Source organism: Corynebacterium sp. HMSC059E07, from assembly GCF_001814395.1.
GTDB classification, from domain to species: Bacteria; Actinomycetota; Actinomycetes; order Mycobacteriales; family Mycobacteriaceae; genus Corynebacterium; species Corynebacterium hesseae.
Genome location: NZ_KV816327.1, coordinates 26,777 through 42,141 on the forward strand (window position 1 = coordinate 26,777; position 15,365 = coordinate 42,141).

14 protein-coding genes and 1 pseudogene are annotated in these 15,365 nt (G+C 61.6%); 7 read left to right on the plus strand and 8 right to left on the minus strand.

All coding sequences use genetic code 11. The annotated features are described in order from the left end of the window. Positions 1–17 precede the first annotated feature (17 nt). Positions 18–1,103, plus strand: a complete 1,086-nt coding sequence (gene ychF / locus HMPREF2967_RS08385) for a redox-regulated ATPase YchF (protein WP_070523989.1) — start codon at positions 18–20, stop codon at positions 1,101–1,103. Positions 1,104–1,134: 31 nt separating this feature from the next. Further along, the gene (locus HMPREF2967_RS08390; RefSeq protein WP_070686009.1) at positions 1,135–2,325 is read left to right on the plus strand and encodes an amidohydrolase; all 1,191 of its coding nucleotides are present in this window, start codon (positions 1,135–1,137) and stop codon (positions 2,323–2,325) included. On the opposite strand, the gene HMPREF2967_RS08395 is transcribed toward HMPREF2967_RS08390, so the two are convergent. Genes HMPREF2967_RS08395 through HMPREF2967_RS08420 form a run of 6 tightly spaced genes read right to left on the minus strand, consistent with a single transcriptional unit; the run spans position 2,322 to position 7,268 of the window. Then, positions 2,322–3,164: a MurR/RpiR family transcriptional regulator gene (locus HMPREF2967_RS08395; protein ID WP_070686011.1), complete on the minus strand. Its 843-nt coding sequence runs from the start codon at positions 3,162–3,164 to the stop codon at positions 2,322–2,324. The genes HMPREF2967_RS08390 and HMPREF2967_RS08395 overlap by 4 nt on opposite strands. 11 nt (positions 3,165–3,175) lie before the next feature. Beyond that, positions 3,176–3,976 (minus strand): phosphonate ABC transporter, permease protein PhnE, encoded by an 801-nt coding sequence (gene phnE / locus HMPREF2967_RS08400; protein WP_070523995.1) that lies wholly within the window; start codon positions 3,974–3,976, stop codon positions 3,176–3,178. Continuing rightward, positions 3,973–4,767: a phosphonate ABC transporter, permease protein PhnE gene (gene phnE, locus HMPREF2967_RS08405; protein ID WP_046649249.1), complete on the minus strand. Its 795-nt coding sequence runs from the start codon at positions 4,765–4,767 to the stop codon at positions 3,973–3,975. Before phnE (HMPREF2967_RS08405) ends, phnE (HMPREF2967_RS08400) begins: the two co-directional genes overlap by 4 nt. Continuing rightward, positions 4,764–5,564 (minus strand): phosphonate ABC transporter ATP-binding protein, encoded by an 801-nt coding sequence (gene phnC, locus HMPREF2967_RS08410; RefSeq protein WP_049155476.1) that lies wholly within the window; start codon positions 5,562–5,564, stop codon positions 4,764–4,766. The genes phnE (HMPREF2967_RS08405) and phnC overlap by 4 nt, the downstream gene beginning before the upstream one ends. Positions 5,565–5,595: 31 nt before the next feature. Further along, positions 5,596–6,582, minus strand: a complete 987-nt coding sequence (locus tag HMPREF2967_RS08415; RefSeq protein WP_070623775.1) for a phosphate/phosphite/phosphonate ABC transporter substrate-binding protein — start codon at positions 6,580–6,582, stop codon at positions 5,596–5,598. Positions 6,583–6,614: 32 nt separating this feature from the next. After that, a complete protein-coding gene (locus HMPREF2967_RS08420; RefSeq protein ID WP_070686013.1) occupies positions 6,615–7,268 on the minus strand; it encodes an HAD family hydrolase in 654 nt (217 codons plus the stop codon). A gap of 144 nt (positions 7,269–7,412) precedes the next feature. On the opposite strand from HMPREF2967_RS08420, the gene HMPREF2967_RS08425 reads away from it, so the two are divergent. After that, the gene (locus HMPREF2967_RS08425; RefSeq protein ID WP_070686015.1) at positions 7,413–8,321 is read left to right on the plus strand and encodes a cation diffusion facilitator family transporter; all 909 of its coding nucleotides are present in this window, start codon (positions 7,413–7,415) and stop codon (positions 8,319–8,321) included. Here the strand turns inward: HMPREF2967_RS08425 and HMPREF2967_RS08430 are convergent. Together HMPREF2967_RS08430 and HMPREF2967_RS08435 are read right to left on the minus strand one after the other, a co-directional pair. Further along, positions 8,307–9,269 carry a winged helix DNA-binding domain-containing protein gene (locus HMPREF2967_RS08430; protein ID WP_070686017.1) on the minus strand — a complete coding sequence of 321 codons (963 nt, stop codon included), beginning with the start codon at positions 9,267–9,269 and terminating at the stop codon, positions 8,307–8,309. The two genes, HMPREF2967_RS08425 and HMPREF2967_RS08430, sit on opposite strands and share 15 nt — an antisense overlap. A gap of 11 nt (positions 9,270–9,280) precedes the next feature. Beyond that, positions 9,281–10,828 carry a succinic semialdehyde dehydrogenase gene (locus HMPREF2967_RS08435; protein WP_070686019.1) on the minus strand — a complete coding sequence of 516 codons (1,548 nt, stop codon included), beginning with the start codon at positions 10,826–10,828 and terminating at the stop codon, positions 9,281–9,283. 90 nt (positions 10,829–10,918) lie between these two features. Here HMPREF2967_RS08435 and HMPREF2967_RS08440 point away from each other — a divergent pair, with 90 nt between their 5' ends. The 4 genes and pseudogenes from HMPREF2967_RS08440 to HMPREF2967_RS08455 form a co-directional block, all read left to right on the plus strand. After that, entirely contained in the window at positions 10,919–12,091 is a 1,173-nt protein-coding gene (locus HMPREF2967_RS08440; RefSeq protein WP_070686021.1) for an alanine racemase, read from the plus strand. Continuing rightward, the gene (locus HMPREF2967_RS08445; protein ID WP_070686023.1) at positions 12,088–13,371 is read left to right on the plus strand and encodes a D-arabinono-1,4-lactone oxidase; all 1,284 of its coding nucleotides are present in this window, start codon (positions 12,088–12,090) and stop codon (positions 13,369–13,371) included. Before HMPREF2967_RS08440 ends, HMPREF2967_RS08445 begins: the two co-directional genes overlap by 4 nt. A gap of 102 nt (positions 13,372–13,473) precedes the next feature. Continuing rightward, the gene (locus HMPREF2967_RS08450; protein ID WP_070524013.1) at positions 13,474–14,664 is read left to right on the plus strand and encodes an MFS transporter; all 1,191 of its coding nucleotides are present in this window, start codon (positions 13,474–13,476) and stop codon (positions 14,662–14,664) included. A 187-nt stretch (positions 14,665–14,851) separates the two neighbouring features. Beyond that, positions 14,852–15,365 (plus strand): annotated as a pseudogene (locus HMPREF2967_RS08455) (HNH endonuclease); the annotation flags it as partial.

The window sequence follows — 15,365 nt, forward strand, 5'->3', positions numbered from 1 at the left end:
GCGTTAGGATTGGCCCCGTGAGTCTTACACTTGGAATCGTCGGCCTGCCCAATGTGGGCAAGTCCACTTTGTTTAATGCCCTGACCCGTTCCGATATCTTGGCAGCGAACTATCCGTTTGCCACCATCGAGCCCAATGTCGGACTAGTGGAGCTTCCCGATTCCCGCCTGAACCGCCTCGCGGAAATCTTCAGCTCCGAGCGCATCCTTCCGGCCACCGTGTCCTTCGTAGACATCGCCGGCATTGTCGAGGGCGCTTCCAAGGGTGAGGGAATGGGCAACGCCTTCCTTGCCAACATCCGTGAAGCCGATGCCATCTGCCAGGTGGTGCGTGCCTTCGCTGATGAGAACGTTATCCACGTCGACGGCGAGGTTAACCCGGCGCACGATATTTCGGTCATCAACACCGAGCTCATCCTTGCGGACCTCCAGACCATCGAGAAGGCTTTGCCGCGCTTGGAAAAGGAAGCGCGCAAGAACAAGGATCTGGCAGAAACCGTGGAGGAGACCAAGAAGGCCCAGGCCATCTTGGAGGATGACCGCACCCTCTTCGCGGCGTCCAAGAACAATGAGATTGATTTGTCCTTGCTGCGCGAGCTGCACCTCATGACAGCGAAGCCTTTCCTTTATGTCTTCAACTCGGACGAGGCCGTCCTCACCGATGAGGCCAAGAAGGAGGAGCTGCGCCAGCTTGTCGCCCCGGCGGAGTGCGTCTTCCTCGATGCCCAGACTGAAACCGAGCTCCTTGAGCTCGACGAGGCAGAGGCTCTGGAATTGCTGGAGTCTGTCGGCCAGGAAGAGCCAGGCTTGGCGACGTTGGCCAAGGCCGGCTTCGCCACCCTCGGCCTGCAGACCTACCTGACCGCTGGCCCGAAGGAAGCCCGCGCGTGGACCATCAGGCAGGGCTCTGCGGCACCGCAGGCTGCTGGCGTTATCCACACCGACTTTGAGAAGAAGTTCATCAAGGCAGAAATCGTTTCCTTCGACGACCTAGACGCTGCTGGCTCCATGGCGGAAGCCCGCAACGCTGGCAAGGTGCGCCAGGAGGGTAAGGAATACATCATGCAGGATGGCGACGTCTGCGATTTCAAGATCGGCGGCTAGCTCGTGCGCTCATAGCGCGTAGGCTGTGGGCATGAGTATCGCCCACATCCTAGACCGAGCAGCACATGCCACGCAGTGGCAAGAAGCCCTGTACAAGGACCTTCACCAGCATCCTGAGCTCAGCATGGAAGAGGAGCGCACCCGCGGCGTCATCGCGGGCAAGCTCCGGGAGTTTCCAGGGGTTGAGGTGCTTGAATTCGGCGGGGGAGTCGTCGGCATCCTCCGCAACGGTGAGGGTTCGACGGTCTTAGAGCGCGCTGACTTCGACGGCCTGCCGGTCACTGAAGACACTGGCTTGGACTACTCGGCCACGGGCGAGGTTATGCACGCCTGCGGCCACGACACCCACGTGACCGCCTTGCTTGGCGCCACGGAAGCGATGGCGAAGGCCACTGACGCGTGGTCCGGTACTTTCATCGCGCTCTTTCAACCGGGCGAGGAAACCGCTGAGGGCGCGCAATCCATGGTGGACGCGGGACTTACCGGCAAAGTCCCCACACCTGACGTGTCCTTTGGTCAACACATCTTTATTGATAAAAACGCCCCGGCCGGCAGCGTACTGATTGCGCCCGGCCCGGTCTTGTCGACAGCGACCTCACTCACCGTCACCGTCTATGGCCACGGTTCCCATGGTTCGATGCCACACCTCAGTGTCGATCCAGTCGTCTTGGCCAGCTCCATCGTGTTGCGGCTGCAGACCGTCGCGTCCCGCGAAGTCGATCCTCACCAGTTCGCCGTACTGACCGTCGGCGCGCTGCAAGCGGGGTCGAAGGCCAATATCATCCCGGATTCGGCCACCCTGCGCATCAATGTCCGCGCCTATAGCGAGGAGATTCGAGAGCAAATCGTTGTGGCCATCCACCGGATTGTCAACGCCGAGTGCCAGGCAGCGATGTCCCCACGTGAGCCGGAGATCACCGAAAGCGATAATTACCCGCTCACTGTCAACGATGAGGAAGTCACGAACAAGGTGCGCGCGCAGCTTGTCGACGTCCTCGGAAGCGACAACGTCCTCGACATGGAACCGTGGACCGCATCGGAAGATTTCTCGAGACTCCCCGATGCCTTCGGCGCTCCCTATTGCTTTTGGGGCTTCGGTGGCCGCACGGACGGCGTTTCCGTCCCGAACCACAATCCGCGCTTTGCACCGGAGCTGCAGCCGACGCTCAGCACCGCGACGCAGGCGCTCATCGCCGCGGCCTACGCCTACCTGGGAAATTAATCTTCCATCGCCGAATGGAGCACGGAGAGCACCGTGCGCCGTGCCGCGGAATCATCGAGGTGGGAATCCACCAGCGTCACGAGTGCTTCAAGCACCAGCAGAAAAGCAACGCGCGAGGCATCCTGCAGCTCTGCACGAAATGTCCCATCCGGGGAGGGGATGACCAGCGTGTAGGAGGCGAGCTCCGCCAAGGGCGAGGAGGTAAACGAAGTCAGCGCGATGAGCTTCGCGCCCGCCTCGAAGGATGCGGTCGCGGCTTTGAGCGTGAGCGTGGTCGACCCTGAACCGGAAACGACGAGGCACACGCACTCTGCGTCTAGTTGCGTCGCCGCGATGTGCTGGCCCATGGCCTCCGCCACGAACTCGGCGGGGCGCCCGATGCTTGTGAGGCGCAGCGCCATGGTCTGCGCCAAGGGAGCAGAGAGGCCATTGCCCACGAGGAGAACCCGCTTGGCCTGTGCTACTGCCTCCACTGTCGCGGCTAGCTCATCCTCGTTGAGCAGGGCAGTAAGCCCATGCAGGTAGTTGCTGAAGGAGGCAATCTCGGCACTCATGCGGCCGACGTGGGTGGAATCGGCACCCGCCGGCGGGGTGGGGCGCTGCACAATCTCCTGCGTGAGCGCCACACGCAACTGCTGGTACCCGTCGTAGCCCAGCGCTTTCGCGGTGCGGATGACGGAGGTACGGGACGTGCCTACCTTGGCTGCCAGCTGGTCCGCAGTGGCGTGCAGGACGAAGTCCATGTCTTCGAGGATTGCCTGGGCCACGCGTTGTTCGATGGGCTGCAGGCTCGGCATGCGCGTGGTGATGTGCGCGGAGAGCGGGGCGGAATCAGTCATAGGGGTAACTATCAGGTGAATTTGGCGGCCACGATGCGGCGGCGGATAGCGCCGGAGATGGCGTCGATGGACATGGTGATGACGATGACCACGATGAGCAGGACGCCGACGACGTCCCACTGGCGGTACTGCGTATAGCCGGTGAGCATGTCACCGATGCCACCCACGCCGATGAGGCCGAGGACCGCGGAGGTGCGCACGTTGATCTCAAAACGGTAGAGCGCGAGCGAAGCCAGCTCGGGTTGGACAATGGGCCAGGTTCCCCAGCGTACCATTTCTGCCAGGCTGCCGCCGGCTGCCTTGACCGCTTCGGCTGGGCCAGTCGGCGCGGTTTCAATGGCCTCATAGGTCCACTTCGCATGCGTGCCGATGCCGCCGATGGCTAGAGCTAGCGCGCCCGTAAACGGGGTTAACCCGGTGACGGTGAGGATAATGATGGCGATGATGATCTCCGGTACCGCGCGGATGATGGCAAACAGCGCGCGCAGTGGTAGGCATACCCACCCCGGGGAGACCGTATTGGCAGCTAGGACACCGAGGATGGTGGAGAGGAACACGCCGAGCAGCGCGCCGATCCAGGCCATGGCCACGGAGCGCCAGGTCTGCAGGAGGGCCTCACCCAGCTTGGACCAGTCCGGGTTGGAGAACATGAGCACGAGGTAGTGCCAGATGTTCGAGGGCAAATCTTTAAGAGCCGTCAGATCAACGCGAATGTAGCCAAAGGACAGCGCCAAAATAATAAGGAATCCGGCCCACGCAGCGAAGACTCCCCAGCTGCGGGAGCGGGAGGGAAGTACATGTGCAGTGCTCATCGCAGCCTCTTTCGCAGGTTGACGGACACGATCTCTAGGGCGATGACCACGACGAGCAGCTCGAGCACGATGGCGGAGAGCGCGTCATAGCGGTAGAAGCCACGGACTTCGTCGATCAGCAGGCCAATGCCACCAGCGCCCACGAGGCCGAGGACCGCGGAGATGCGGACGTTGAGCTCGAGGGAGTAGATCACCTGGCTGGCAAATACCGGCCAGGTCTGCGGCAGGGCAGTAACCCGGTTGATCTGGGTTTGCGTGCCGCCGGCGGCCCGGCCGGCCTCCATGTAAGAATCATCCGCGGAGTCGATGGCTTCGGAGACGAGCTTGACCACGATGCCGACGTCGAAAAGCACCAGCGTGATGATGCCGGGCAGGGCACCGACTCCGAGCATGGCCACGAGGATGGTGGCGTAGACCAAGTCGGGCACCGCGCGGACAACGTTGACGATGCCGCGCACTAGCGAGCGCCACGGTGTCGATGGGTTGGTGGGCCGCGCCGCCCACAGGGATAAGGGCAGAGCGATGACCGCGGAGATGGCGGCACCGACGACAGCCATGGCGAGGGTTTCAAGCATCGGCTCCCACGTGCGCGGGAGGATGGACCAGTCGGGGCTGAACATCAGGGCCAAGCGGTCGGCGCCGTTGCGCCAGTTGCGAGCGATCTGCCCAAAGTCGATCTCGATTCCGCCCCAGGCGGGGACGCAGGTGGCGATGGTGAGCGCGAGAAAAGCAGCCAGCCCGCCAAGGATGCCGGGCCAGTTGCGCTGCCGTGGGGGAAGTACCGCCGTCATGCCCGGCTCTCCTGACTTCCCAGCTGGTCTTCCTCGCGGATGCGGCGGCCGTAGATGGCTTCGAAATCCTCCACGGTGGAGCCTGCGGCGGGCCCATCGAAAACTATCTTGCCGTGGCGAATGCCGATGATGCGCGTGGCGTAGTCTTGCGCCAGATCCACCAGGTGCAAATTCACCAGGGTGGTCAGGTCCCGCTCGGTATTGATGCGGCGCAGATCCTTCATCACGGAGTGGGCAGTGGGCGGGTCGAGGGAGGCGACGGGTTCATCGGCCAGCATGATCGCCGGCTTCTGGGACAGGGCGCGGGCGATGGCCACGCGCTGCTTCTGGCCGCCCGACAAGGCGCCGGCCTTATTCCACGCCTTGTCGAGGATCCCTACGGAGTCGAGGGCCTCGGCGATGATTGCTTTGTCCTCGGCGGTAGAGATTCCCAACAGGGTGCGCCAGCTGGGATTGTGAGAAAAGCGCCCGACGAGGACATTGGAGAAGACGCTCGCGCGGTCGGCTAGGTTGAACTCCTGGAAGATCATGCCGATGCGGCCGCGTAGCTTCCGCAGCTGTGCTCCTTTCGCTGCGGAAATCTCGTGGTCGCCGACGAAAATCTTGCCGGATGTCGGTTGCACGAGGCCGTTGATGCTGCGGATGAACGTGGATTTGCCAGAGCCGGACAGGCCGACGATGGCGACGAATTCGCCGGGAGCGATGTCCACGGAGACGTCGTCGAGCGCCAGCGTTCCGTTGGGGTAGCGCACCGAGACATTCTCGAAGCGGATTCCCCACGCTTTCTCCTCCGTCATGGGTGAAGCCTTTCTGAGTAGGGGCGTCAGGCTACTGGGCGAAGCGCTCGTTGACCTTGCGCGCCATATCGATGGATTCCTGCTTGGCGGGAACCCAGTCGGTGATGTCGAAGATGGCGGACATGGTGTCCGGATCAACCTCGGAGAAGCCGTCCATGAGGTCGGTGATCTGGCCGCGCAGATCCTCCGGCACCTCATCAGAAATCACGACGCCACCGTTGGGGTACATGTCGGTGTAGCCGAAGACCACGAGCTTCTCGGCCAGACCTGGGGCCTCCGACGCGTCGATGGTGGAACGCGCATCCCAGAAGCTGAAGCCCACCTCGGCATCGCCGTTGTAGACCGCCATGATGGAGGCGTCGTTGGAGGTCACAGGCACCTTCTTGAGGCTGTCGACGTCGATGCCCTGGGATTCCATGGCCATGACCGGCAGCTGGTATCCGGCGGGGGAGGTAGCACCCAGCATGGCGACGGTGGTCTCCCCATCGATCTTCTTGAGCGCCTCGAGGCCCTTCGGACCCTGGCCCTTGTTCTCCTCCGGGGTGGCGGTGCCGTTGCAGTACAGGTAGTCGGCACCGCTGGCAGCATAGGTGGAGGCCACCGGCTCGTCCTTGCAGTACTTGTCGGGGTTGTTGGTGACGAACTGGCCGGCGTAGGAATCCGCGCCGAAGCGCTCGTCCTGCAGTACGGCGTGAGCGCCGTACATGTCTTCTGCAGAGGCCAGCTGCGCGGCGGAGGCGATGGCGATATCTGCCTGGCCGGAGCCGATGGCCTCGACGGCGGCCTGGTAGTCCTTGGTCACGACTCCCTCGACCTCGATGCCGAGCTCCTCGGAAAGGTAGTCAGTCAGCGGCTTTGCGGTGGTGACGAGATCGTTGACCTTCTCGTTCGGGATGAGCGCGAGGGTGAGCTTGTCGGGGGAGTTCGAGTCATCGGTTGAGGAGGAATCAGAGGAGCAAGCGGTCAGGGAGAGCGACAGTGCAAGGGCGGAGGCAGCGAGGGCGGTGAAACGGCGCATGAGAATGTCTTTCTGTGTCGAGGGGTGGAGTGCTAGAAGGCGGAAGATAGTTCAGAAAAGATGTCGGTGACGCGCTGAGCGCGCCACGTGGGGTTGGCGTCTGCGGGGGTGGCGAACGGTGTTTCCAATAAAACGGTGCGCCCGCCACGGGCAGTCACGGGAGCGAGATCGAAATCCCAGATATCGCCGAAAGCGATGATGGGGCTATCGGGGAAATCAGATTCGAGGATTCGAGTCAAGCCGTCGGGCTTGCCCACCCTCGTGTAGATGGCGTCGAAGGAGTTGCTCAGCCCCAAAACCTTTAGCGCCTCTGCGAGGCCAGTTTCGGGGGAGTTGGTGGCGAGAACCGCGCGGCCGGGATACGAGCCTAGAAACTCGGCGAGGCCTTCGGGCGCTTTGATTCCGGTGTCCGCAAGGTTTAGTCGGGAGGCCATGTAGGCCTGTTGGCAGGAGTCCTCCGGGACATCGCAATCCGCGGCGAGGCTGTGGACGAGGTCGTAGCCGTCGCAATAGTGCACTAGGGAGGCGTCGTTCGTTGAGAGCATGCGCTCGGCGGTGTGGGGGATGGAGTGGTTTCCGGTTGCCTCCCCGATGTGGCGGGCATAGGCCAGCACGGGCCCGTGGCCCAGGCTAACGGTGCCGTCGAAATCGAAGAGGAGAACTGGGGGAGATATGTCTTTGGACATGAAGTACAAACTAACGACGGTGTATGTACTTTACGACCACACGCGGTAAACAATGCGTGAACAGTACGTGCACACTCGCCCTTGGTACCCTGACTCACGGTAAATAGAAATTTTCCTCAGCGAAGGACATATAGAAAGACGCACATGTCTCTTCCAACCGAGCAACTGCTGCTCGAACGCTTCATGAAGCTCTCCATTGCCACCGCAGTGGCCACGATCGCGCTCAAAGTCGTCGCTGCTGCGGCGACAGGATCGGTGGGCTTTCTTTCCGACGCCCTCGAATCCGGTGTGAACCTCGTGGCCGCCGTCGTGGGGTTTGTGGCTATCAAAATTGCGGCGAAGCCGGCAGACGCAAACCACCAGTTCGGCCACGGCAAGGCCGAGTATGTTTCCGCGTTGGTAGAGGGCGCGATGATTTTCGTGGCCGCCGCGATGATCATCTACACGGCCATCCGCCGATTTCTGGCTCCGCAGCCGCTGGAGCAACCTGGGCTCGGCCTCTTACTGTCACTCATCGCCTCCTTGCTGAACTTGGGCGTGGGCCTCCTGCTCGTGCGTGCAGGCAAGCAACACCGTTCAGCTACCTTGCAGGCGGACGGAAAGCACTTGCTTACCGACGTCTGGACGTCCGTCGGCGTCCTCCTCGGCATTGGTGCAGTCGCACTGACTGGCTGGCTGTGGTTGGATCCCGTCATTGCGCTGGCAGTGGGCATTAACATCTTGTGGACTGGGTATAAGCTGCTCAAGGAATCCTTGAGCTCCCTGTTGTCGGAGTCTCTACCGAAGGAAGAGCACGCCCAGCTGGACGCGCTTCTCAATGAGCTGGAGGGCCGTCACGATGTTTCCTTCACCTCACGCCGCACGGTCGCGGCAGGGCGCCAGCGCCTTGTTTACCTCACCATGGATGTTCCCGGCGAGTGGACGGTGCTGCACTCGCACACAATCGCCGACCGCATCGAAGACGCCATCGATGAGCTTTTTCCCGGTGCGGAAGTGTTTATCCATGTCGAGCCCGAAGGAACGGTTCATCGCCGCATCCTACGGATGCCGTAGGCTGGCTACGCCGCGCCCGCCTTCCATGACCCACGGCCAACTGAGGCCATTTCGAGTGAGGACGTTTGCTCGGATCTCATCGGGCACGATCCAATCCTTGTTGGCATAGCCCAGCAGGTATTCGTCGAAGGCGGGGAGTTCGAGCCGGATTTTTAAGGCACCGTCGATTTCGCTCGCGGTGACATCCTCCTGCCAGCCCGCCATCCACAGTGTCTGCCCATCATGGCTAACGGTCGTGGCCTCCGTGCTCGCAAGAGCCTTGGCAGCCTGGGATTTGCTGAGCTTGGACCATGTTTGGAGGTCGGCTACGGATACGGGGCCGTGGCCTTCGACATAGCGCTGGGCTAGCTCTGAGAGCGGTTGGTCCGGTTCACGCTGGACGGTAGGTAGCGCATCGACATGGAGGAAGGTCTCTTGGTTGCCAGCTTTTGGGCCCTGTACCAAGTCACCGGCACCGCCGAATGCGCGGAGTAGGTGGGAGCCCCTGCCTTCTGTGGGGTCCACTCCAACCTCAGCGAAAATCTCGTAGACCTCCGTGCGAGTGAGAGGCTCGGTGGCTGCGCCATGTAGTGCTTCCGAAGCTGCTGCCACCATGTCTTCGCTGAGCCCCAAGCTCGGTCGCCGGGATTTCTGGCTGGAGGCCACGCGCGGATAGAGCAAGCGGGACATCCAGCGGACGTCGGCAGCCGGCATGAAGTGCAGCGTGCCGCGCTGTGGCCAACAGCGCACCACGCGATAGTGTCCAACTTCACCGAGCACCTCTTGATCAGTGCAGCCGGCGCGAAGGGCTAGTGCTGTGATGCCGGCATCGTAGGTCTGCCCCTGCAGAGCGAGGAGATGCTCAGCGACGTCCAGCGCCGAGGCGAGCGATGGCCTCGCGGCCGATGGGGCGAGGCCTTGAGCAATGAGCCGGCGGGCTAGAAGTTCGTCGCGGTTAAGTTCCTTCATGGCTGTCTACATTAGAGCCGGAAGGTCTTCATCAGCTGCATGCCCGTCGAAACCAGCTGGCGGAAGCGTTCCGGTGAGACGTACTCCGACGGCGCAAGCGGGTGCAGGCGCTGCTCGGCCACGGTGCGCTCGTTGGCCCACAGGCGCATGCCGGTAATACCGTGGCGGTGGTTCAGGCCAGATTCCTTGACGCCTCCACCTGGCGCGGCGATAGAACCGTAGGCGGCGGCGAAGCCTTCGTTGATGTTGACCATGCCGGCCTCTAGCTGGGAGGCAACCTTCCACGCGCGGCGGGAATTTCCGGACCATACTGAGGCAGAAAGACCGTAGGTGGTGTCATTGGCGCGCTGGATGGCCTCGGCATCGGAGCTCACCGGGTATACCGCCAACACTGGGCCGAAAGTCTCGGTGGCATAGAGATCCATCTTTGGGGTCACGCCGGTGAGCACGGTGGGCTCATAGAAGAAGGGCCCAAGATCCGGCCGAGCCTTTCCGCCATATACCACGGTGGCGCCCTTGGACAGGGCGTCCTCGACGTGGGAAACTACTGCATCGAGCTGGCGCTGCGAGGTCAGCGAGCCGATGGTGGCAGCATCGGAGAATGCTGCCCCGAGCACTTGCTGGTCCAGGGCGTTCTTGAGTTCTGCGAGGAACTCCTCAAAGACGCTCTCGTGGACATAGGCGCGCTCGGCGGACATGCACAGCTGCCCGGAGGAGGAGAAGGCGGTGCGTACGGCACCTTGGGCGGTGGGTTTAAGGGGGGCGTCGTCAAGCACGAGCATCGGGTTCTTGCCGCCCAACTCCAGCATGGTGGGGATGAGGCGCCCCGCGGCCTGGGTGGCAATCGACTTGCCAGCCTGGGTGGAACCGGTAAAGGAGAGCCCATCCACCAGAGGAACCAGGGCGTCACCCACCTCGGCACCCAGGCCGGGAACCAGCTGCCAGGCGGCCTCCGGAAGGCCCGCCTCAATGGCTAGGCGTCGCAGCAGAATTGCCGTCAACGTGGTCTGGGAGTCCGGCTTGTGTACCACGGCATTGCCGGCGGAGAGTGCTGCCAGGACGTCGCCCACGCCCAAGGACAGTGGGTAATTCCACGGGGAGATGAGCCCCACCACGCCGAGTGGGTAGTACTGCGTGCGTGTCTTGGTCAGCACGGGAAGCGCGCCGGGGCGGCGGTCGTTTCCGAAAGCTTTGCGGATGCTGACGGCATAGAACCGAGCACAGTTATACAGATCCATCAGCTCGTCATAGGCGTGGGAGCGGGACTTGCCGTTTTCGGCTTGGATCAGGTCGAGGATGAGCTCCTCGTTCTCGTGAACGAGGTCGTGCAGGCGCAGCAGGATAGCGGCGCGGTCACCTTGCCCGACGCCGGTGCGCGCATAGGTGACTGCCTTCTCGACGTCCCCGGCGGTGGCGACGGGGAAGCTAAAGAGCTTGTCACCGCTAAACGGCGCGTGAGCTTGGTTCTGCTCACCCGTGCCGCGAACATCGCGGGCGGGGTCCGTATCCAAGAAATTGTGCACTCGCTGGGGCAGGCGTGTCTGAGTGAAGGTTTTCATGCGGTCTATTGTCCCAAAAATATGGGATGCCGCTATGAGTTTTTCGAGATTTGTCTCACAAACTAAACTAGTTGTGGTTAGGATGACGCTATGCCAATCCTCGCGACCACTCCACAGGCCCAGGTGCGTTCGGCCGTTGAGCCGCTCGTCAGGTCCGGTGAAAGCTCAGCGCCCGTCGGCGTTATCGACCTCGATGCATTCGACTACAACGCTGCACAGATGCCCACCCGCGCCGGGGGACTGCCCATCCGCGTGGCCTCGAAGTCAATACGCAGCGTGGCGGCACTACGCCGTGCCCTCGAGCATGAGGGCTACCGAGGCATCCTCGCGTATTCCGTACCGGAGGCGCTGCATCTGGTCGGGGAGGGTTTCCGCGACATCGTAGTGGCCTACCCGAGCGTTAACCGTCAAGCCCTGCGTGAGCTCGCCGCAGATGACACGGCGCGCGAATCCATCACCGTCATGGTGGATAGCGTGGAGCTGTTGAGCCTGCTCGAGGGTTCTGTACGCGTGGCCATCGATATTGACTGCACCCTCCATTTGCCGGGTGCGGTCATCGGCCCGCGGCGCTCGCCCGTGCGCACTCCGGAACAGGTCTCAGCGCTGGCGCGTGAAATTCTTCGGCGCGGTCACCGGTTGGTGGGGCTCATGGCCTATGAGGGGCAGGTGGCGTCCGTAGCGGATGGCTTGCCGGGGCCGGTGGGAGCGGTCAAGCGTTGGTTGCGTTCAAAGTCCATGGCGGACCTCGCCCCGCGGCGCCGAGCCTGCGTGGAGGCCGCGCGGGAGGTAGCGGACATCGAATTCGTCAACGGCGGTGGCACGGGCAGCCTCCAGGAATCCGCGGCCGAGGGAACCTTGACCGAGCTGGCCGCTGGATCCGGTTTCTATACGCCAGCGATCTTTGATGATTTCACTGGCATTAACCACAAGGCGGCCGCGTTCTTCGTCTGCCAAGTATCCCGTGTGCCCGCGCCGGGCTGGGCCACGGTCAACTCCGGCGGCTGGATCGCCTCCGGCCCTCCCGCGAAGGATCGCGTCCCCGTACCGGTGTGGCCGGCGGGCCTTAGCTACTCCAGTACTGAGGGCGCCGGTGAGGTCCAGACCCCACTGCGCGGGGCTGACTTAGAAGTCGAGGACCTGGTGTGGTTCCGCCACGCCAAGGCCGGCGAAATGACGGAAAACGTCGACCGCCTCCTCGCCGTCGGGCACGACGGCGTTGATGTATGGGACACCTATAGAGGACAAGGATGGACACTCCGATGACAACCACATTTAGCAATTGGGCAGGTTCGGTTGCTGCGAAACCGCAGGAGTTTGTACAGCCCTCCCGCATAGACGAGATCCCCGGAACTATTAGCCGCTCCCGCAGCGTGCGTGCGGTGGGCGCCGGCCACTCCTTCACTCCCATCGCGGCAGGGGAGGAGACGATGCTCAACCTAGACCACGTGAGTGGGCTGGTGAGCGTCGATAAGCAGCGCAAACGCGTCCGGTTCCTGGCCGGCACTCGCTTGCGGGATGTGCCTAGGCTCCTGCGCCCGTTTGGGCTTGCCCTGGCTAACCAGGGCGATGTGGACCCGCAATCGCTGGCGGGTGCGATTTCGACCTCGACCCACGGCACCGGCATCAATTACACGGGATTTGCGGGGACGGTCACTGGGCTGACGCTTATCGACGCCGACGGCAACACCCGCACCTATTCCATCGACGAGGACCCGGAGCTCCTGCGCCTCGTAGTCGTCAGCGTGGGCGCGCTCGGCGTGGTCGTCGAAGTCGAAATGCAGTGTGTGGATGCCTTCGACCTGCTGGCAGAGGAGTCCGGCATTGCCTTCGATGAGTTGATGGACAACTGGGAGGAGCTCTCCCGCAGCGTCGACCACTTCGAGTCCTATTGGTTCCCGCATACCGACCGCGCGATGGTCAAGGCCAACACGCGCCTCGAACCGAATGGGGAGCGCCGCTCACGTCTCAAAGCACTTATCGACGACGAGCTCATCGGCAACGGCGCCTTTGCCGCCGCCTTGGCGTTGGGGCGCCTGATTCCGGGAACGATTCCGACCCTTAATAAGTTCGCCACCTCGGTCATTTCTCATAATCGCTACCGTTCCGCCGCCCACGACGTGTTTGTCAGCCCGCGCCGGGTTCGTTTCCACGAGATGGAGTACGCCGTGCCGCTTGCCGACGGCCCCGCCACCGTCCGCGAAATCCGTCGCTTCATCGATGAACAGGACTGGCGCATCGGATTCCCGATGGAGCTGCGTACGACGGCCGCGGATGACGTTGCTCTTTCGACGGCGTCGGGCCGTGAATCGATGTACATTGCCTTCCACATTCCGCGTGCGCTGAATCCGCAGGACTACATGCCGAAGCTGGAACCTATTTTCCGTGCAGCAGGTGGGCGCCCGCACTGGGGCAAGATGAACTCCCTGTCCCGGAATGACTTTGCTCAACTTTATACAAGATTTGATGAGTTCTGCGAACTGCGCGAAAAGATGGATCCGGAGTGGAAGTTCGGTTCGCCCTACCTGCGGAAACTGTTCGGGTAGAGGGCGTCGTCAAGCGCAGTGCAATCCGTGAATTGGATTCGAAAGTATCTCTGATCTTTGGTAGCGTGTGGAAGTCTTAATTCCATAACGCTATCGAAGAAGGTGTCTCAAACGTCCTCTGAATCCCAGTCCCTCATTACGCCGACATTCGTGTTTGCGTGGTTGGTAAATTTCGCCCAGTTTACGGTCTTCTATCTGCTTGTGACCATCATGGCGCTCTATGCCGTGGAGCAGTTTCAGGCTTCGGATACGGCGGGCGGGTTTGCGTCCAGTGCCTTTGTGGTGGGGGCGACGATTGCTCGTCTCTTCTCCGGTTACATCGTTGACGCGGCTGGGCGAAAACGCTCGTTGGTGGCCTCGCTCATTGTGGTGGCTGTAGCCATGGCGCTGTACATGCCAGCGCACTCGTTGCCGATGCTTTTTGCCGTCCGTATTTTGCACGGCTTCGGTTATGCGGTGGCCTCGACTGCTGTGATGGCAGTGGCGCAATCGGTGATTCCGGACCACCGTCGTGCCGAGGGGACCGGCTACTTCGCCTTGGGGACGACCCTAGCCACTGCCTTTGGTCCAGCGGCTGGTTTGGCGATTGTCCACCAAGCTGGCTATAACACCGTGTTTATGGTGGCGCTGACGCTGACGGTGGTGGCGTTGGGGCTGGGTCTCGTTGTGAAGGCCCCGACACAGGAGCGGCCCAGCGTGTCGTTCTCTTTGGGGAATATCGTGCACCCAGCGGTGGCGCCTTTTGGCGTCTTTATCCTTTTGGTTGGCGTTGCGTACACGGGCATTATTACGTTTCTTAACGGCTACTCCTCCCATGCGGGCCTGGAGAAGGGCGCTAGCTACTTCTTCCTGGCCTATGCGGTGGTGAGCCTCATTCTGCGCTTTGTGCTGGGCAAGCTGCAAGATCGTCGCGGTGACAACATCATCATCTATTCCTCGCTCGTCTTCTTTATTGCTGGCCTGGTAGTCCTTGCTTTGGCTGCAGCTGATTGGCAGATCATTGTTGCGGGTGCCTTGGTGGGCTTTGGTTACGGCTCAATTTTGCCGGCGGGCCAGGCTATCGCCGTGCGCTTGGTTCCCATGCATGAGATGGGGGCGGGAATCTCGACCTTCTTTTTGCTGCTGGACCTAGGTATTGGCTTTGGACCGATTCTGCTGGGGCAGATCATCTCCGCGGCGGGCTATTCCGTCATGTACTGGATGTTGGCTGCCTTGATGCTGGTGGCCTCGGTGGTCTACTTCATTGTTCATGGGCGCAAGGACGTTGCACGTGGTGACGTGCGCTACGAATAGATTCCACGTTGGTGGGATTTTTCGTTGGTTGGCGTCGAATGTCCTGGCTAACCCATGGTGTCTACCCCCGTTTATAGTAATGATTTGACGGGAATTTACCACTGGCTATAGCGATGTGTGGCGGTGGCCGCTAGGATTATGTTTAGAACATTTCTTCTAATGCAGGTTTATCTCGGGGGAGATACCCATGACCACCACCGCTACACGCCCGCCTACCTTTTTCTTCTCAACGACCAACCCTAATAACCCACACGCGGTTGCTCGCGCTAAAGCCCGCCGTGCCATCTATGACACTTGGCAGGCTGCCATGCCCAGCCTACAAGCCGATATCAACACCACCGCCCTATCTTTAGTGGCGGCCTGGTCACTTCCGGAAGGTCACATCAAATCCGGACTGCGTGCCATCCACCGGCTTGATAGCCTGCCGAAAGTCAAAGCCATACAAGACACCCACTGCCTGCTCGACATCGAGTCCCTCATCGCTATTGACCAGCCCATGTCGGCACTAACCGCCTTGACTACGGAAACCCTGGATTTTATCGACACCATCCTGGCTGACTTTTTCACCCCTTCGAAACCCAATCAGGCTTTTCCTACCCGCAGCCAAATCAGGCGTAAAGTCCGCGACATCTGTAAAACCCTGGATGATTCCATCGCTTTTCGCGACACCCGCCCCAAAGACACCTACCGCTTTTCTTCCA